This is a genomic window from Thaumasiovibrio clandestinus (assembly GCF_047250365.1).
GTDB lineage: Bacteria > Pseudomonadota > Gammaproteobacteria > Enterobacterales > Vibrionaceae > Thaumasiovibrio.
The window spans coordinates 140,107-159,734 of the sequence record NZ_JBLBVL010000002.1; the positions used below are offsets into that span (position 1 = coordinate 140,107).

Consider the following 19,628-nt stretch of genomic DNA (forward strand, 5'->3'; position numbering starts at 1 on the left):
TGACAGCTGTAATAACTAGAATTGATCTTCTTCTGTTGACCCCGTTAGTGCGGTGACTGAAGATTGACCACCCTGAATAGTATTGGTCATCTTATCAAAATACCCAGTCCCCACTTCTTGCTGGTGAGCAACAAAGGTATACCCTTTCTCCGCAGCAGCAAATTCAGGACGCTGCACCATTTCAACGTAATGCTTCATGCCTTCACCTTGAGCATAGGCATGCGCCAGTTCAAACATGTTGAACCACATATTATGAATACCCGCTAAGGTAATAAACTGGTATACATACCCCATATCGGCCAAGGCTTGTTGGAACTTGGCGATCGTTTCGGCATCAAGATTTTTCTCCCAATTGAATGAAGGAGAGCAGTTATAAGCCAATAATTGATCTGGGTACTTTTCATGAATGGCATCAGCAAACTTCTTCGCTTCTTCCAAACAAGGTGTTGCAGTTTCACACCAGATTAAATCAGCATACGGCGCATACGCTAACCCACGAGATATTGCTTGATCTATGCCCGCTCTTACCCGATAAAACCCTTCAGATGAACGCTCACCTTCAATGAAGTCACGGTCGTACGGATCACAATCTGATGTTAACAGATCCGCTGCGTTAGCATCGGTACGCGCAATCACCAAGGTTGTGGTTCCCGCGACGTCAGCCGCCAAACGTGCCGCCGTCAGCTTTTGTACCGCTTCTTGGGTTGGCACCAACACTTTGCCGCCCATATGGCCGCATTTTTTCACTGACGCCAATTGGTCTTCAAAATGGACGCCTGCTGCACCTGCCTCTATCATGTTACGCATCAGTTCATAGGCATTTAACACACCACCAAAACCGGCTTCCGCATCAGCAACGATCGGGATGAAGTAGTCAGTCCCCTCTTCAGGCGTACCGCCATTTGACCATTGAATTTGATCAGCACGACGAAATGAGTTGTTAATCCGTTTCACGACGGCAGGCACTGAATCCACCGGATAAAGAGACTGATCAGGGTACATACTCGACGCAGTGTTATTGTCTGCCGCCACTTGCCAGCCGGATAAATAAATCGCCTCAATGCCAGCTTTTGCTTGCTGCACTGCCTGTCCACCCGTTAACGCCCCAAGACAATTAACATACCCTTTTTTAGCGCTACCGTTAACCAAGCTCCACAGCTTGTCGGCACCACGCTGAGCAATGGTCTGCTCTGGCGCAAACGAACCACGTAAGTTAATCACCTCTTCCGCAGTATAGGTCCGTTTAACCCCTTTCCAGCGTGGATTCTCTGCCCAATCTTTTTCAAGTGCTTCAATTTGCTGTTGACGAGTAAGAGTCATAGTTGTGTCCCTCTTTGCTATGCAAGCTCATGCGCCGAAGCGCCCATTAGTCTCCTGCCGGGATTATTGTAAGTATTGATATCCTGGTAAGGTTAAAAAGTTTGTTAATTCATCGCTGGTGGTCAGAACGCTCATCAGCTCGGCGGCTTGAGTGAATTGGCCTTGGCTGAAGCGAGCTTCACCTAGCTCTTGTTTCACGACTTCTAATTCTTCAGCCAGCATCTCAGCAAATAGTGCCTTGGTAACCACTTTTCCGTTGCTTAACGACTGTTGATGTTTAATCCACTGCCATATCGAGGCACGCGATATTTCTGCCGTAGCAGCATCTTCCATCAAACCATAAATGGGGACACAGCCATTGCCTTGGATCCAAGCTTCAATATATTGCAGGGCAACGCGAATATTGTGGCGCATTCCCTCTTCGGTGCGTTCACCGTCACAAGGGGCGAGCAGTTCCGCCGCAGTGATCGCAGAGTCGTCATCTCGACTGACATCTAACTGGTTTTGACGCGCTCCAAGTGCTTCATCAAATACTGCCCTTGCAGTATCTGCCAGCCCTGGGTGTGCTATCCAACTGCCGTCATGGCCATTGCGTGCTTCGAGTGATTTGTCTGTCTTTATCTTGTCGAGCACCCACGCATTGCGTTCGGGATCTTTCGCCGGAATAAACGCAGCCATCCCGCCCATCGCAAAAGCACCGCGACGGTGACAGGTCCTAACTAATAAACGAGAATAAGCATTCAAAAATGGCTTATCCATAGTAACAACTTGCCGATCCGGCAATATTCGGTCTGGGTAGTTTCTTAATGTTTTGATATAGCTGAATATATAATCCCATCGACCACAATTAAGACCGACAATATGATCTTGTAAGCTATAAAGAATTTCATCCATTTCAAACACAGCCGGTAAGGTTTCAATAAGCACTGTGGCTTTAATTGTCCCTCGTGGCAATTTAAAATAATCCTCGGCAAAACTGAAGACATCGCTCCACCATGCCGCTTCTTGATAAGCCTGTAACTTAGGCAGGTAAAAATAAGGCCCGCTGCCTTTTTCTAATAACACCTTAAAATTATGAAAAAAATACAAGCCAAAATCTAATAAGGCGCCAGGTAGTGCTTCCCCATCGTAGAAAATATGCTTCTCTGGCAGGTGCAAACCTCGAACACGACAAATAAGTACTGCTGGGTCGCTATTTAATACGTATTGCTTGCCATTATCAGGGTTAATGTATTCGATTGTACCTAGATTGGCATCACGTAAATTGCGCTGCCCATCAATGACTTGCTGCCAAGCTGGCGCGAATGAATCTTCAAAATCCGCCATAAACACTTTCACATTGGCATTTAGCGCATTAATCACCATTTTTCTATCGACGGGACCGGTGATCTCTATTCGCCGGTCTTGCAGATCCGCAGGTATTCCTCGGATTGTCCAGTCAGCATCTCGGATAGATTGAGTATCAGCGAGAAAATCAGGTAATTGCCCGCCATCAATTTGCGCCTGACGCTCTTCCCGTCTAGCGAGTAGTTGTGGAACACGGCTTGCAAACTTCTCTGCTAAACACTCAACAAAATGAAGTGCTTCCGTGGAAAGAATATCCGTTTGATGCTCTTTTATTGGAAATTGAGGTGATAACCTTATTTGGTATTGCTGAGACATGCAACCTCCCTGCTTTCATTTGTAATCAAATAACCACAAATAACAATATTATTGTCAATAATACATCCAGCGCAAATATAACAACACTGCACTAACAATGAACCATCAATAAAAACTTTGCAACCGCAAGAATAACAATCAAATTACCCATCCATTTGCTGACTTATAATTATCAATCACTTATTTGAAAATACACCCGCCCCTTCCCCAATAGCAAACGCCTTTAACAATAAGCATTATTTAAAATATAAATTCAAGAGCAATAAATGAATGTCATTAAATTACGTAATTGAATAACATGACAGTGGGCATGCAGAAAAAATGAAATATACGATTAAAACACAGCAATAACAACAAGACACTGAAATAAAATAATAAATTTTAATAATTCAAACAAAATTATTCACTTTATAAAGTATAATGCTGACTTCTTTTATTGTACGAAACAAAAAAAAACCTCATCTCAGTATTTTTTGTGATCATTATCATTTCTTGAATATCAGCCAGTTATTATGCAAAACCAGCTGATTTTCAATAGCAAGTCGATCTGTATCACAAAGCGTGAAATTGATTATAATAAGTCACTAACTATCTCCGCTAAGCGGTTAAAGACTCCTACTCGATTGGATGTCGGACGCCACACTAATCCAATTTGCCGATAGGCTTGATTGCCCGGGGGATCGACCACAAATAAATTTAGATTGTCGATTAAGCCATGCTCAATTGCCATCTGAGGGATAAAAGTCGTTCCGAGTCCATTCGCGACCATTTGCACCAGTGTATGCAGGCTCGTGGCTGTGAAGGGGTTAATTTTTTCTTTAGACGTTAATTTGCAAGCAGAAACCGCATGATCTGTCAGGCAGTGCTCTTTCTCTAATAGGAAAACCGACTCATCCGGCAGTTCCTTATATTGCACCGGGATCGGAATGGACGACGCCTGATATTGACTGAATACCATTTTAAATGGGTCCTTTCCCACCACTCGGCTTTGCATTGCACCTATTTCTACAGGTAACGCCAAAATAAGCACATCCATTTCACCATTTCGCAATGCAGCAAGAAGATTGGTTGTGGTGTCTTCCCGTAATAATAAATTAAGCATCGGGTGAAGGCGATTGACCTCTTGCACCAAATCACAGAGTAAAAACGGCGCAATGGTTGGAATACAACCCACCCGCAACTGCCCCTCCATTGAACTACCGTCACCTCGAGTCATCTCTAACAAATCACGGCTGCGAGCAAGAATATCTCGACTCCGTCGTACGACATCTTCGCCCATTGAGGTAAAGACCATTGTCTTATTGTCTCGCTCAATTAGCTGCCCACCCAACATCTCTTCAAGGTTCTGGATACCCGAGCTCAATGTTGACTGACTGACATAACATCGCTTGGCAGCTTCGCCAAAATGCCTTGTTTCATATAAAGTTATTAAATAATGCAGCTGTTTTAATGAAGGAAATTTATTCATCGATTTATCCGATTGCAACAATCTGTTTATTCCGCTTTTTTCAATGTACCAGCTTCGATATAGTTTGTCTTGTCGAAACGAAAAGCAGTCAAAGAAGACTCAATAGTTTAATTAATTAGGAGCACCATTATGGTATTAGTCGGTCGTCAAGCCCCAGATTTTACTGCTGCTGCAGTTCTTGGTAACGGTGAGATAGTTGATAGCTTTAACTTTGCCGAATTTACTCAAGGCAAAAAAGCCGTGGTATTTTTCTACCCTCTTGACTTCACCTTCGTCTGCCCTTCAGAGCTAATCGCTTTTGATAAGCGCTATGATGACTTTAAAGCTAAAGGGGTTGAAGTTATTGGCGTTTCTATCGATTCTCAGTTTTCGCATAACGCATGGCGTAACACTGCAGTAGAAGATGGTGGTATTGGTCAAGTTAAATACCCTCTAATTGCGGATGTTAAACACGAAATTTGTAAAGCGTATGATGTTGAGCATCCAGAAGCAGGTGTTGCATTCCGTGGTTCATTCCTAATTGATGAAGATGGCGTCGTTCGCCACCAAGTCGTTAATGATCTACCACTTGGCCGTAACATTGATGAAATGCTACGTATGGTAGATGCCCTAAACTTCCATCTAGAACACGGTGAAGTCTGCCCAGCGCAGTGGGAAGAAGGTAAAGCAGGTATGGATGCATCACCAACAGGCGTTGCTGCATACTTATCTGAACACACTGAAGATCTATAATTACGTCAGTGGGTAATCAACAGGCGCTCAACCTGTTAAGCCTAGAGAAAAGATAGTCAGCATTATAATGAGGCCCGGACCACCGGGCCCTTTTTTATTCTTCCACTCGAATGCCTTTCCTTGTGTATATTCACTGTTTTCCTAGTTATTTCGCGTTACAATTAAACGATTATCTAATAACTAAACCACCGGAATAACTATGGAAATAGAAGTCTGTATCGACAATATTGAGTCGTTGCATATTGCACAAAATGCTGGCGCAACCCGTATTGAACTTTGTTCATCACTAGATGCTGGTGGGTTAACGCCTAGCTATGGTTTTATGAAGCAAGCCGCCAAACAAGCAACGGTACCCGTATACGCCATGATTCGACCACGCCAAGGCGACTTTCTTTTCTCCGATGATGATATGGCTATCATGCTGGACGATATTGCTGCTGCTCGTGAAGCAGGGCTACAAGGTGTTGTTATTGGGTGTCTGACTGAAAATGGCGAAGTCCATCGCCAACAGTGCCAAACCTTAATTTCTGCGGCCACCGGGCTTGGCGTGACCTTTCACCGCGCGCTAGATCAATGCGTGGATTATCAAGCCGCACTCGACACCATCATTGAACTCGGCTGCGAACGCGTGCTCACTTCTGGCTTAGCTGCCACTGCCCATGATGGTTTAGAAACGATAACTAAGATGGTGGCCTACTGTGGTGAGCGCCTCTCCATCATGGCTGGCGCAGGCGTTAATGCCAGCAACGCGGCTCACATTGCACATAACAGCGGTATTCGTGAAATCCACTTGTCTGGTAAAACCACACGTCCTAGTTACATGAGTAACTATTCTTCTGCTGCCACAATGGGCGATGTCGATGATTTTGCAATCCCAGTTACAGACCCTAATAAGATCGCGGCAGTGGTGAGCTTATTAAAAAAAGACTAATCTAAAAACCAGTACTACCTGCTGCTTGACTACAAGCTGGAGCCCCCTTGCCACAAGGATAAACCATGACCAAAAAGCGGAAAATATGCTACGAGGCAGAGTTAGCACATCTGCAAATTGAATTGGTTAAGTTACAGGAGTGGATTAAGCAGCAGAAACTGAAAGTCGTGGTTTTGTTTGAAGGACGAGATGCAGCTGGTAAAGGCGGTGCGATCAAACGGATCACTGAAAAACTCAACCCCCGCGTTTGCCGTGTGGTGGCGCTCGGTACACCCACCGAAAAAGAAAAAACCCAATGGTACTTCCAACGCTACGTTAACCACCTTCCTGCGGCAGGTGAAATGGTGTTGTTTGACCGGAGCTGGTATAACCGGGCTGGAGTAGAGAAAGTCATGGGCTTTTGCACTGAGCAGGAATATGAAGAGTTCCTACGCTCCTGCCCCGAATTCGAACGTATGCTTATCCGTTCTGGAATCATCTTGCTCAAGTACTGGTTTTCAGTTTCAGACCAAGAGCAAGAAAAACGCTTTAATGAGCGAATTAATACCCCCATGAAACGCTGGAAGTTTAGCCCTATGGATTTAGAATCTCGCGCTAGATGGGCAGAGTATTCAGAGGCAAAAGACAAAATGTTTGCCTACACCGATACGAAGCAATCTCCCTGGTGGGTCGTCAACGCCGACAACAAAAAGCATGCTCGGCTTAACTGCATCCACCATTTACTCAACCAAATTGACTACAAAAGTATTGATTACCCTGAGCTAACGTTACCGCCAGTGAACAAACAAGGCTATGTCCGCACGCCACTCAATGAGCAGACTTGCGTACCTGACTACTTTGCAAAGGTAATGGCTGCAGCCCCCCGTAAATAGAGGGTGCATACGCTACTAGTCGATATAATTTGAGATGTCATTTGGATCTAAGTGACGCACATCTTTACCCTTTACATAGTAAATAATGTATTCACAAATATTCTGACAGCGATCACCAATTCGCTCTATAGAGCGTGCGGACCACATAACCTGCATCACGTTTGGGATTGAACGTGGGTCTTCCATCATATAGGTCATCAGTTGGCGAATGATCGCTTCATATTCCTGATCAATACGATCATCTTCACGGTAAACCTCAATCGCCGCATTGACATCCATACGAGCAAAAGCATCTAACACTTCGTGCAGCATGCGCACGACCTGCATTCCCAGCGCTTCTAAAGAAACCAATAAGTTTTGCTGATTATTGGTGAAATTTTCTAAGGCCATCTTGGCAATACTGTCAGCCACGTCGCCAATCCGTTCCAAATCAGTAATCGTTTTAATGATGGCCATGACCAAACGCAAATCACTGGCGGTAGGCTGACGCTTGGCAATGATTCGCGTACAAGCCTCATCGATCATCACCTCTTTGCTATTCACTTTATGATCGCTTCGAATCACACGGCGAGCAAGCTCTACATCTTGCTTATGCATCGCTTTTAATGCATCAATTAACTGCTGTTCAACCAATCCACCCATCGCCAACACTTCACTTCGAATCAACTCCAGTTCTGCATTAAACTGGTTAGAAATGTGACGACCAATGTTAATATTATCCACGCGTACCTCTTAGCCGTAACGGCCTGTAATGTAATCTTCTGTGCGCTTATCAGATGGTGTTGTGAAAATAGTATCGGTATCTTTATACTCCACCAGCTCGCCCATATGAATAAAAGCAGTATGATCCGAAACACGGGCCGCTTGCTGCATATTATGAGTAACAATAACGACGGTATATTTGGTTTTTAAGACATTGATGAGCTCTTCGATAGTCAATGTCGATATTGGATCCAAGGCCGAAGTCGGCTCATCCAACAGTAAAATTTCCGGTTCAATCGCAATTGCCCTAGCTATCACTAAACGCTGCTGCTGACCTCCAGACAAACCAAATGCACTTTCATGCAAACGATCTTTCACTTCGCTCCATAACGCAGCACCACGTAGTGAACTTTCAACAACATCATCTAGCGTACGCTTATCCTTGACTCCCTGTAGACGCAATCCATAAATCACATTCTCATAAATAGATTTAGGAAAGGGATTCGGGCGTTGGAAAACCATACCGACACGGCGACGCAATCCGGCAACATCAACATCACGTTGATAGATATTGGTATCATGCAGCATAACTTTACCTGTTACCCGCGTATGCTCAACCAGGTCATTCATTCGATTAATGCAGCGTAACAAGGTCGACTTACCACAGCCAGATGGCCCAATAAATGCGGTGACTTGTCCCTTTGGAATCCGCATATTAATGTCGAACAGCGCTTGGCTTTCACCATAATAAAGATTGAGATTTTCAATCGATAAGGCTGTTTTTTCTGGCGGTAAATTCTGTAAATCAAGAGGCGGGGAAAATCCCATTGATGCCGCATTAAAAATCATTGCTGTGCTCGATCCTTATTGCTCAAGTAAGCGGAATTTATCACGTAAGTGATTACGAATACCGATAGCGGTTAAATTGAGGCTCACAATCACCATAACCAGCAAAAATGACGTCGCATACACTAAGGGGCGAGCCGCTTCGATATTTGGACTTTGAAAGCCAACATCATAAATATGATAACCAAGATGCATGAACTTTCTCTCTAGGTGAAGATAAGGGAAATTGGCATCGATCGGCAAGGCCGGAGCCATTTTGACAACGCCAACCAACATCAAAGGTGCCACTTCTCCGGCCGCTCGTGCTATCGCTAAAATCAAACCCGTCATTATCGCAGGCGTCGCCATCGGTAAAACAATACGCCACAGCGTTTCAAACTGTGTAGCGCCAAGTGCCATTGAACCTTCGCGAACCGAGAAAGGCACACGACCAAGCCCCTCTTCCGTTGAGACAATAACAACAGGCAAAGTAAGCAGTGCCAGCGTAAGCGCAGACCATAACAAACCAGGTGTACCAAAGGTGGGGGCGGGCAAAGACTCAGAGTAGAACAGCGCATCAACGCTACCCCCGATGGTATAGACAAAAAAGCCTAATCCAAAGACCCCATACACAATTGACGGCACCCCAGCAAGATTAATAACAGCAATACGAATTAAACGGGTAAAGGCATTATTACGCGCATACTCATTTAAATAAACCGCCGCTATAACCCCTAATGGAGTAACAATGACGCTCATCAACAGCACCATGAGCACGGTACCAAAAATGGCAGGGAAAACACCACCATCTGTATTCGCTTCGCGTGGGTCATCACTCACAAACTTACCGATTTGACGTCCCCAGTGAACGATTTTATCTACGGTTCGCATCTTATTTGGATACCAAAGGTCCAAAACATCAGCAAGCGGTAATAGATATTCATCGCCAGTACTGTCTAACACCACCAGCCAATCTTGATTCACTTCGTCATCTAACGCTGCCAACTGCTGAACTATATGCTCGTGTTGCAATTCCAGCGCAGCAACTTCTCGCTCTATGCGTACTTCTTGCTGTGCTGTCAATTTATCTTGTTGCGCTAATCGGCGTCGCTCTAAACGACGTTTTTCCAGCTCCCAGTTCACCGCCCCAATCGCATACTGCTCAAGCTCTTCTATCTGCTCACGCGTCTGCTCTGATTGTGTCAGTAACGTTTCTAACTTATCTAACGGGTACCGCTCCCCATTCTCTATCACTGCCACCGGATAACCAAAGAACAACCCATTTCGGCTGCGTTCAATAACCGCTACATCATCGGGCACATGTTGCTTAGTTACATGGGCGCTAAGTAAGCTAACAAACTCTTGTCGGCTCTCACCTCGGTTTGCGGTTTTAATGAGCCAGCGCTCAACAAACGGCTCTGACCCCTCTTGCATACCTAGTTGTTGCCAGCTAACTTGCTCACGCTGATACACCTGCCCAATAAAACGCTGCTCAGCCCCATCAGCACTTTTTACTTCATACTCATAAAGCGTTGATGGCCAGAAATAACTCAGGCCTTTCCAGCCAATTAACAGCAACAAACCCATGACTATCAATAAGCTGATACTCACAGCTCCCGCCGTTAGCCAGATCCAAGGTGCGCCTGATTTTACCCATTTCATCATTCAGGACCTACAAATTACTGTATTTGTCACGTAGGCGTTGGCGAACCACCTCTGCCAACGTATTAAAAATAAAGGTAAATAAAAACAAGATAAGGGCCGATAAAAACAGCACCCGAAAATGCGAACTCCCCACTTCAGACTCCGGCATTTCAATCGCAATATTGGCGGCCAAGGTACGCATGCCCTGAAACAGATTCATTTCCATCACTGGTGTATTACCGGTTGCCATCAATACAATCATGGTTTCGCCAACGGCGCGTGCCATTCCCATCATTATTGCGGAAAAAATACCCGGACTCGCGGTGATCAATACCACCCTAGATAACGTCTGCCAATGTGTCGCGCCTAATGCTAATGAACCATTGGTAAGGTGAGGTGGCACCGAATAAATCGCATCTTCAGCAATGGTAAATACCGTCGGCACCACCGCAACCCCCATCGCAATACTGACGACCAAAGCATTACGCTGATCAAAGCCCAACCCCCATTCTCGACTCAAAAACCAACGAGCATCCCCATCAAACAGCCATAATTCGACAACATCATTAAGCTGAAAACAGAGGGCAACCGTTAACACTAAAACAGGAAATAGTACCACTGCATGCCAGCCATTCGGCAAACGCCAACCTCTCTTTACCGGCCCTAGCCACCACATAAAGCCAACGAACAAGCACAATAATGGAATTACTAGCAACATCATCAATAGTGCAGCCAGATTTGCCTCGACAATTGGTGCTAGCCACATTGCCGCTAGAAAACCCAAAATTACCGTTGGCAGTGCCTCCATCAACTCGACGGTAGGCTTAACCACGGCACGTAGCCGAGATGACATAAAATAAGCCGTATAAATCGCACCAGAAACCGCCAGTGGTACCGAAATTAGCATTGCAAATAACGCCGCTTTTAATGTACCAAATATCAGCGGTACGATACTTAGTTTGGGTTCATAATGGTTTCCACCTGCGGTTGACTGCCAGACAAACTCGGGTTCCGGATATCCCTCATACCACACGGGTTCAAACAAAGAAGAGAATGTGACCTCCGGATGGGGGTTGTCCAATTGATAAGCAATATATTTTTCTGGGTAAGCTAAATGCAGATATCCCCCATCAACAGATAGGCTTGCACTCAACGGTGCCCCTGAAGGAACCGATAACTTCTCCTGCAACAGTGGGCGACGGCTTGTGGTATAAAATAGTCCGACTTCACCATCAGGCTGCAGAGCGAGAAAACCTTTGCGGTAAATATCGGGAAGAAGAATTGGCGCCCCCTGCCCTTTTAAGTTAAAGCGCCTTATTGGCGATAAATGCCGCTCCCCTTTCTCGTCTCTAACATCAAACCACTGCTCAACATATTGCGCTGTACCAACCAGCAACGAGGAGGCACCAGGCAACAACGCCAATGATGTCGCAACAGCCTCTTCGCTGCCTACATTCACCTGCTCACGGCGCGTCACCCCCTGCGCCGTCGTTTCCCAAACGGACAGTTTGTTATCCTCTAGCACATACAAAAAGCGCCCATCTGGCGTAATGATAACGGCATCGGGATCACCAAGTGTCGGTAACTCGAATCGCTGCGTGGCCCAAGTGGTGTGATTGGTTATTTCATTGCTGTGGCCACTGCGCTGTAAGCCGATCCAGCGATCATCTTGTGTTCGACCAATCGCCATGAAGTGATTATCTTGCATCGCAATAAATAGCTCATCAATCGGCTGCTGCTGTAAATCTAAAGAGAGTTGTTCTTCGCCCAATGGAAAGTTGACCTCTATATTGGTCTGCTGACCCTGATCCATCAGACGCTCTCGCTGTATCGGCTCAAAAACAGAAATGGCACCATTATTATGGCCGTAGGCAAAAACACGCTGACCGCTGGCGATAGCAAAGCTTCGCACATCAGAAATTAAAGCCTGATGCATTTCACGCATATCCTGTTGACGATCAACAAATTGAATGTGTCCATCTTGGCCTAATTGATATAGGACATGATCATTGGACAGCGATCCCAAATAGAACGGTTCAGATTGCCATTTGGTTGATTGAGTCTCCGCCGTTTGGGTAAGAGAAGCACCGTTTAGCAACGGCAAAGCGACATATAACAAATAGAAGAAAATTAGCATTAACACTAACAGTACGGACATCCCACCTGCGGTCACTACCCCCCGTATTACGCGATCTATCCCGCGCCTGTACTTACCGGCAGTCATTTCAAATTGTGGCGCAGATGACATAATTACCTCGATAGATCAGCAACCGTCCATAATATGATCTTTTAGTGACAATTATATGACAGGTCGTTATCACTCATCTCTTCTTTTCTAGGACATAAAAGTGTAACACAATCACCCTACCCTCCATATAAACAAACGCTTATATACACAGTATTGCATTGCCTCACCGTCGACTTTCTTGCTGCAAAAATAGACAAAACAAACCAACAAGTTGCATACTATAACGATTCATTGCTCAAACAAGGAACATCCACTATGAAGCACCTCATTATCTCCGTCATTGGAAAAGATACCCCAGGGCTAGTGAATACACTGTCAGCGTCTGTTTATCGCCATCAAGGCAGTTGGCAAGCAAGCCGTTTCACCCAGCTCGCAGGCCAATTTGCTGGCATTATGCAAATTAGCCTGCCTGACGAAAATAAACGGGCTTTAATCGCTGATCTAAAAACTAATCAGCATCTTCAAATCCATATTGTTGATGGCGACGAAAGCCTCCCGAATAAAGCGCAATTTTCCGTTGCCGTTTCAGGTAACGATCGCCCAGGAATAATCCAACAAGTTTCCCAACTACTGAGTCAAAACGGCATAAACATCTGTCAGCTAAAAAGTAAAACAGAGAGCGCCCCAAACTGGGGATACCCTCTTTTTTATGCTCAATTTCAAATAAACCTGCCGACAGAAATCGACATTGACGACTTAAAAGATCAACTGGAGAGCATCGCTGACGATCTCACTATCGATCTGGAGTAAATCACAATAACACCGTATCTTCTCTAACCATCAAGGATATGGACATAAATGAGCATTGATAAGCTACATATTGACAAGGAATTGAGCTGGCTATCGTTTAATGAACGTGTATTACAAGAGGCAGCAGATAAAAGTAATCCGATCATAGAGCGCGTCCGCTTTCTTGGTATCTATTCAAATAACTTTGACGAATTCTATAAAGTCCGCTTCGCGGATGTAAAGCGCCGTATCATTATCAATGAAGAGCAAGGTGGAGATAACAGCGCTAAACATCTGCTCAACAAAATGCAAAACAAGGCGACCAAGCTCGCTGAGCGATTTGATGAGCTATACAACGAAGTGCTCTTAGAGATGGCACGACGCAATATTTTTCTGGTCAATGAAGAGCAACTCAATGAGACTCAAATCAACTGGCTAAGAAAGTACTTTAAAACCAATATATTGCCACATACTAGCCCCATCATCTTAAGCCAAAGCACCGACCTTATTCAATTTCTAAAAGATGAGTTTACCTATCTCGCCATTGACTTAATCAAGGATGACAATAAAAAGCATGCCCTGATTGAAATACCCACCGAACAATTAGATCGTTTTGTCGTTCTCCCTAAAGAGAAAGGAAAGCGACGCAAAACCCTGATCTTGATAGATAATATCATTCGCCTTTTTATTAACGAAATATTTGCAGGCCTGTTCGAATATGATGAGGTCAATGCTTATGCCATGAAGATGAACCGGGATGCCGAATATGTCCTTACACAAGAAGTTGAGCATGGCCTGTTGGAGCAGATGTCTGATGGCCTGAGCCAACGTTTAACTCAAATGCCGGTGCGCTTTGTTTATCAACATGATATGCCACAAGATACCTTGCATGTATTAATGGATGCCTTGCGAGTCTCAAACTATGACAGTGTTGTTCCCGCTGGACGCTATCATAACCATAAAGATTTTATTGATTTTCCCAATGTAGGGCCGCGATATTTGGAGAATCCGGCATTACCTCCAATGCTAAGTCAACAATTTGCAACCGCCACCACCACCTTTGATGCGATAAAGCAAAAAGATATCTTGTTGTACTATCCCTATCACTCCTTCGAGCATATCACGGAGTGGCTTCGACAAGCAGCGTACGACCCAAAAGTGTATAGCATTAAGATCAACATTTACCGCGTCGCGAAAAACTCCCGTATTATTGAATCTGTCATTGATGCCGCCAACAACGGTAAGCAGGTGACAGTGGTGGTTGAGCTCATGGCTCGGTTTGATGAACAAGCCAACATCATCTGGTCTAAGCGATTAACCGAAGCGGGTGTACGGGTCGTGTTTGGTAATCCTGGAATGAAAATACACTCCAAACTCTGTGTCGTTAGCCGCAAAGAAGAGGAGGGAATCGTCCGCTATGCGCATATCGGCACTGGGAATTTTCATGAGAAAACCGCAAAAATCTATACCGACTTCTCTCTGCTAACTGCAGATAAGTCGCTCACGGATGAAGTAAGGGCCGTATTTGACTATATTGAAAATCCTTTTCGCCCGGTTAAGTTTCAACAACTTTTTGTCTCACCACGAAATTCTCGCGGTCGAATTTACAACCTTATCGACAATGAGATCGCCAATGCACGCCACGGTAAGGCTGCTGGAATAACGCTGAAGGTTAATAACCTAGTTGATAAAGGGTTAGTGAATCGTCTATATGAAGCCAGCCAAGCAGGCGTAAAGGTACGCCTAATTATACGAGGAATGTGCAGTCTAATTCCTGGGCTAAAAGGCATCAGCGACAATATCTATGCTATCAGTATTATTGATCGCTTTCTGGAGCATCCGCGTGTTGCTGTCTTTGCCAATAATGGCGACCCCTATGTCATGATCACATCTGCAGACTGGATGACGCGCAATATCGATAACCGCGTCGAGGTCGGTTGCCCAATTAAGGATCACACGCTCAAAAAGCGTATCATTGACATTCTTGAAATCCAGTTCAAAGACACCGTTAAAGCCAGAGTCATTGATAAAGACATGAGTAACAACTATGTTTCTCGGGGTAACCGACGGAAAATACGTTCTCAAATTGCGACTTACGATTACCTTAAACAGGTCGAAAGGCAAATAAAGAAGAGCGTCAACAAAGAGGGCACGGTGAATGAGCAATCCAACCCTAGAGCCAGTTCGTGAAGTCGCGGCCATTGATATTGGGTCAAACAGCTTTCACTTGGTGGTGGCAAAAGTTATCGGTCAACGATTGCAGATTGTTAGCCGACATAAACAGCGCGTTCACCTTGCAGCAGGGTTAGACGGCGAAAATAACTTAGACCACGCCGCCATGCAACGCGGCCTTGATTGTTTAAATATCTTTGCAGAGCGCCTGCAAGGTTTTGACCCCAATAACGTCCGTATTGCAGCCACTTACACCTTACGCCAGGCAAAAAACGCGCACATTTTTTTGCAACGGGCGCAAAACATTATTCCGCATCAAATCGAAATTATCCCAGGAACAGAAGAGGCCCGACTCATCTATTTGGGCGTCGCACACACACAGCCCAAGTCTGGCCGTAAGTTGGTGGTGGATATAGGCGGCGGCAGCACTGAACTTATCATTGGCGACGGTTTTGAAGCCAAACATATGTCGAGCAAACATATGGGGTGTGTCAGCTACACTAAGCGCTATTTTGCTGACGGCAAACTCAGTAAAAAGCGCATCGAACAGGCACAACTGGCCGCGCATCAAAAACTAGAAAACATTGCCACAAAATATAAAAAAAGCAGCTGGGATATTGCGATTGGTTCATCGGGAACGATTAAAAGCATTGGCGAAATTATAAAGCAACGCAACAGCGGCTCCAGCACCGTTAATCGCAAAGTGCTGACCAGTCTAACCAAGGAGATCGCCAACTATAAGCAGTACCATGACATTGATTGGCCGGGGCTCTCCGAGGAACGTAAACCTATCATTGCTGCTGGCATTGCCATTCTCTCTGCCGTCTTTTCTGCGTTGGACATTGATGAGATGCACATCTCCGACGGGGCACTTCGTGAGGGGTTGCTGTATGAAATGGAAGAGCGCTTTCTTCATCACGATATTCGCGAACGTACCACGGATGCCTTAGCCAAGCAGTACCATGTCGATTTAGCTCAGGCTAAGCGTATTGAAAAAACCTGTGCCATGCTATTTGCGCAAATCCAAAACGAACTCGGCACCAAACAAGTTCAGCTTGGCGCGCTACTAAAGTGGGCTGCGATTCTTCACGAAGTCGGCTTAAGCATCAGTTATTCCGGCTTTCATCGCCACTGTGGTTACATTTTACAACACGCTGCTATGCCTGGGTTTAACCAAGAAGAGCAGACCGTTATAGCCACACTCACTCGCTACCAACGCAAAGCCCTCAAACTCACTGAGATGCCAGAATTAAGTATTTATAAACACAAGCATCTCTACCCATTAATTCGCATACTCCGCTTGGCCGTTGCCCTTCATGGTCAGCGCAGTGATGACCCATTGCCCTCGATTAGGGTTAAGGCTAACAAAGAACATTGGCAGCTCACTCTAGCGCAAGGCTGGCAAGAAAATAACCGCCTGCTAGAAGCGGACCTTTTACGTGAGCAGACTTATTGGGCAGCAACAGGGTGGCGGCTCGAATTACTTGAACGTTAATTTTTCATCATATCCATAAGCACGGCAGGGTCGACACTGTCTCGACCCTTTTCAGGCCTATTTCCAGTACAGTACTTGGGGTTACCCCGCTTTTCCCGCATACTATTAAATAACATCAGTTCTATTGTAGTCATACAGATAAGGTCACCATGGAAGCGGAATTAATCGATATTTTGGGCTTTATCAGCCAACACCCTCCCTTTGATCAATTGCCAGAAGAACAACAATGCTATGTTGCGAACCACATAGAGGTGAGCTATGTGCGAGCCGACAATACCATTTTGAATTTTGGTGATTCGATACATGATCTGTATCTTATTCGCAGCGGTATTGTTGAAGTATACCGCCGCAAAGGTGAGCTCTATAATCGCCTTGACGAAGGGAAAATCTTCGGCCAAATGGGATTACTCATGAACAACCGTGTTCGTTTCCCCGTTAAGGCCATTGACGATACGCTGCTGTATTGCATTCCCAACGACGTTTTTAACGAGCTTTACGAGAACTACGACAGTTTTGCTGACTTTGTTGAAGTCGAGGACAGTGCTCGCCTGCGTCAAGCCGTATCAACACAAAGTGATGCCAACGATCTCACCACCAGCAAGGTACGCACGCTGATTGAGCGTGAGCCTGTCATCATCAACAAAGAAGAAACCGTGCAAAAAGCGGCACAAGTGATGACAGCAGAAAGCGTCTCTTGCTTGTTAGTACAAGATCCTGAACAAGATAACGAAGATGAAAGTAACATTATTGGCATTTTAACCGATCGCGATCTTTGTACTCGTGTGCTTGCGAGTGGCGTCGATGTTAATGTGCCAGTGTCATCGATATTCTCTACTGAATTGATCTCTCTGGATCATAATGCGTACGTCTATGAAGCAATGCTGGTGATGCTTCGCTATAACATCCATCATCTTCCAATTCTAAAGAATGGCATGCCGCTGGGCATCATAGAATTAACCGATATTGTCCGTTACGAATCACAAAACAGCTTGCTGTTAGTCAGCTCTATCTTCCAACAACAATCTGTCGATGAACTCATCTCCCTTTCAGAACAAGTAAAAGACTGCTTTGTTCGCCTTGTCAATGAAGACGCCAATTCGCACATGGTTGGTAGTGCCATGTCTGTTATCGGCAAGAGCATTAAGCAGCGACTGCTGGAACTCGCCGAAGAGAAGTACGGTACACCACCCATCCCATACTGTTTCCTCGCTTTAGGATCAATGGCACGAGATGAGCAGTTAATCGTTACTGATCAGGATAACGCGATCATTCTAGATGACAGCTTTGATGCTGATAAGCATGACCAATATTTCAGTGATCTTGCAAAGTTTGTCTGTGACGGGCTCAATGCTTGTGGCTACAACTACTGTACTGGCAATATTATGGCCACCAACCCTGAATGGCGCAAAACCCGTCGAGAGTGGGAAGCGTGTTTTGCTGACTGGATTGACAACCCCAAACCGCAAGCTCTGCTAAATAGCTCAATATTCTTCGATTTAACGGGGGTCTATGGCCGCGAGAAATGGGCCGAACAGCTCAACGGCTTTATTGTTCGCCGGGCACGTAAAAACAACCGCTTCTTAGCTTGCTTAGCCCGTAATGCTATCAGCCGCACTCCACCACTTGGGTTCTTCAGAGGTTTCGTTATGGAGCAAGATGGACGACATAAAAACTCCATTAATTTAAAACGCCGCGGTACGGCACCACTGGCTGACCTGATCCGCGTCCACGCACTCGCTTGTGGCTCTCGCTCTCAAAACTCATTTGAGCGCCTCGACGATATCATTGAAGCGGGTACCTTGCCGAAAGGTCGAGGGCCTGACCTACGTGATTCATTAGAGTTTATCTCTATGGTACGTATTCGCCACCAAGCACTTGACATCGAATCTGACGAAGAGCCAGATAACAACATCGAGCCAGAAAACATGTCTGACTTTGAACGTCGCAACTTAAAAGATGCCTTTCAGATCCTTAGCAATGCGCAAAATTTCCTTAAATACCGCTACACCGCGAACCGCAGGGCCTGATTGTTATGAAGCCACTCACCAAACATTCACTAGAATGGTCGCAACGCTATATCGAGCTAGCCAATCAAGCTCGAGATCCGCAGCTAAAACGCTTCTACAATACAGGGGTTTGCGCTGGCAACACCCCATTAAAAGAGGTGGAGTTTGTTGCACTGGATTTTGAAACAACCGGCCTCGAACCAAAGAAAAACGACATTGTCAGTATTGGTTTAGTGCCATTCAACCACCAGCGTATTTTCTGCAATCAAGCCAAGCACTGGGTCGTAAACCCACGACAGCCATTAGACGAAAACTCGGTGGTCGTGCATGGTATTACACACTCAGACATTGAAGAAGCACCAGATTTACGCCGCATCTTAGTTAAGCTCCTCGACGCCCTATCTGGCAAAATCATCGTGGTTCACTATCAACGCATTGAGCGGCTATTTATGGACCAAGCGCTAAAGTTACGCCTTGGTGAAGGGATCTCTTTTCCCGTGGTCGATACCATGGCGATTGAATCGGCCTATCAACGTGAAATTAATGGCACCCTGTTAAAGCGTTTAATGGGCAAAAAACCGGCATCGGTAAGATTGGGGAAAACACGTCAACGCTATAACCTGCCGCCGTACCCGCCTCATCATGCGCTAAGCGATGCATTGGCAACCGCAGAGTTGCTTCAAGCACAAATCGCTTATCATTACTCTCCCGACACACCAATTGAACAGCTATGGTTATAGCGAGTTGCGATAACGCTTCTCTGCTATCTCGATACAAAAAAGCGCTGCCTAATTAGCAGCGCTTTTCCTATGTGTCTCTGTT

The 19,628-nt window shown here is 45.4% G+C and carries 15 protein-coding genes; 8 read left to right on the top strand and 7 right to left on the bottom strand.

Features of this window, described 5'->3' with window-relative positions; translation table 11 throughout:
• Nucleotides 1-15 precede the first annotated feature (15 nt).
• The 3 genes from aceA to ACKLNH_RS03670 form a co-directional block, all read right to left on the bottom strand.
• On the bottom strand, nucleotides 16-1,320 hold the full coding sequence (gene aceA, locus ACKLNH_RS03660) for an isocitrate lyase (RefSeq protein ID WP_413110893.1): 1,305 nt from the start codon (nucleotides 1,318-1,320) through the stop codon (nucleotides 16-18).
• A gap of 63 nt (nucleotides 1,321-1,383) precedes the next feature.
• Complete coding sequence (aceB, locus tag ACKLNH_RS03665; RefSeq protein ID WP_413110894.1) at nucleotides 1,384-2,982, bottom strand: malate synthase A; 1,599 nt, start codon at nucleotides 2,980-2,982, stop codon at nucleotides 1,384-1,386.
• A gap of 571 nt (nucleotides 2,983-3,553) precedes the next feature.
• The gene (locus tag ACKLNH_RS03670) at nucleotides 3,554-4,450 is read right to left on the bottom strand and encodes a hydrogen peroxide-inducible genes activator (protein WP_413110895.1); all 897 of its coding nucleotides are present in this window, start codon (nucleotides 4,448-4,450) and stop codon (nucleotides 3,554-3,556) included.
• A gap of 129 nt (nucleotides 4,451-4,579) precedes the next feature.
• Here ACKLNH_RS03670 and ACKLNH_RS03675 point away from each other — a divergent pair, with 129 nt between their 5' ends.
• The 3 genes from ACKLNH_RS03675 (at nucleotide 4,580) to ppk2 (ending at nucleotide 6,985) form a co-directional block, all read left to right on the top strand.
• A complete protein-coding gene (locus tag ACKLNH_RS03675) occupies nucleotides 4,580-5,182 on the top strand; it encodes a peroxiredoxin C (protein ID WP_413110896.1) in 603 nt (200 codons plus the stop codon).
• Nucleotides 5,183-5,375: 193 nt separating this feature from the next.
• Nucleotides 5,376-6,113, top strand: coding sequence for a copper homeostasis protein CutC (locus ACKLNH_RS03680; protein ID WP_413111258.1), 738 nt, complete (start codon nucleotides 5,376-5,378; stop codon nucleotides 6,111-6,113).
• A gap of 65 nt (nucleotides 6,114-6,178) precedes the next feature.
• A complete protein-coding gene (gene ppk2 / locus ACKLNH_RS03685; protein ID WP_413110897.1) occupies nucleotides 6,179-6,985 on the top strand; it encodes a polyphosphate kinase 2 in 807 nt (268 codons plus the stop codon).
• 15 nt (nucleotides 6,986-7,000) lie between these two features.
• On the opposite strand, the gene phoU is transcribed toward ppk2, so the two are convergent.
• The 4 genes from phoU to ACKLNH_RS03705 are packed head-to-tail and all read right to left on the bottom strand — an operon-like array spanning nucleotide 7,001 to nucleotide 12,404.
• A complete protein-coding gene (gene phoU / locus ACKLNH_RS03690; RefSeq protein ID WP_413110898.1) occupies nucleotides 7,001-7,708 on the bottom strand; it encodes a phosphate signaling complex protein PhoU in 708 nt (235 codons plus the stop codon).
• 9 nt (nucleotides 7,709-7,717) lie between these two features.
• Nucleotides 7,718-8,536 (bottom strand): phosphate ABC transporter ATP-binding protein PstB, encoded by an 819-nt coding sequence (pstB, locus tag ACKLNH_RS03695; protein WP_413110899.1) that lies wholly within the window; start codon nucleotides 8,534-8,536, stop codon nucleotides 7,718-7,720.
• Nucleotides 8,537-8,551: 15 nt separating this feature from the next.
• Nucleotides 8,552-10,177 (bottom strand): phosphate ABC transporter permease PstA, encoded by a 1,626-nt coding sequence (pstA, locus tag ACKLNH_RS03700; protein WP_413110900.1) that lies wholly within the window; start codon nucleotides 10,175-10,177, stop codon nucleotides 8,552-8,554.
• A 7-nt stretch (nucleotides 10,178-10,184) separates the two neighbouring features.
• Nucleotides 10,185-12,404 carry an ABC transporter permease subunit gene (locus tag ACKLNH_RS03705; RefSeq protein WP_413110901.1) on the bottom strand — a complete coding sequence of 740 codons (2,220 nt, stop codon included), beginning with the start codon at nucleotides 12,402-12,404 and terminating at the stop codon, nucleotides 10,185-10,187.
• A 255-nt stretch (nucleotides 12,405-12,659) separates the two neighbouring features.
• On the opposite strand from ACKLNH_RS03705, the gene ACKLNH_RS03710 reads away from it, so the two are divergent.
• The 5 genes from ACKLNH_RS03710 to ACKLNH_RS03730 all read left to right on the top strand — a co-directional run bounded on the left by ACKLNH_RS03710 (nucleotide 12,660) and on the right by ACKLNH_RS03730 (nucleotide 19,546).
• Entirely contained in the window at nucleotides 12,660-13,154 is a 495-nt protein-coding gene (locus ACKLNH_RS03710) for a glycine cleavage system transcriptional repressor (protein WP_413110902.1), read from the top strand.
• Between the two features lie 48 nt (nucleotides 13,155-13,202).
• Nucleotides 13,203-15,323, top strand: a complete 2,121-nt coding sequence (gene ppk1 / locus ACKLNH_RS03715; protein WP_413110903.1) for a polyphosphate kinase 1 — start codon at nucleotides 13,203-13,205, stop codon at nucleotides 15,321-15,323.
• A complete protein-coding gene (gene ppx / locus ACKLNH_RS03720) occupies nucleotides 15,292-16,800 on the top strand; it encodes an exopolyphosphatase (RefSeq protein WP_413110904.1) in 1,509 nt (502 codons plus the stop codon). Before ppk1 ends, ppx begins: the two co-directional genes overlap by 32 nt.
• A 149-nt stretch (nucleotides 16,801-16,949) precedes the next feature.
• Nucleotides 16,950-18,827, top strand: a complete 1,878-nt coding sequence (locus ACKLNH_RS03725; protein WP_413110905.1) for a DUF294 nucleotidyltransferase-like domain-containing protein — start codon at nucleotides 16,950-16,952, stop codon at nucleotides 18,825-18,827.
• 5 nt (nucleotides 18,828-18,832) lie between these two features.
• A complete protein-coding gene (locus ACKLNH_RS03730) occupies nucleotides 18,833-19,546 on the top strand; it encodes a 3'-5' exonuclease (RefSeq protein ID WP_413110906.1) in 714 nt (237 codons plus the stop codon).
• Nucleotides 19,547-19,628: the final 82 nt, after the last annotated feature.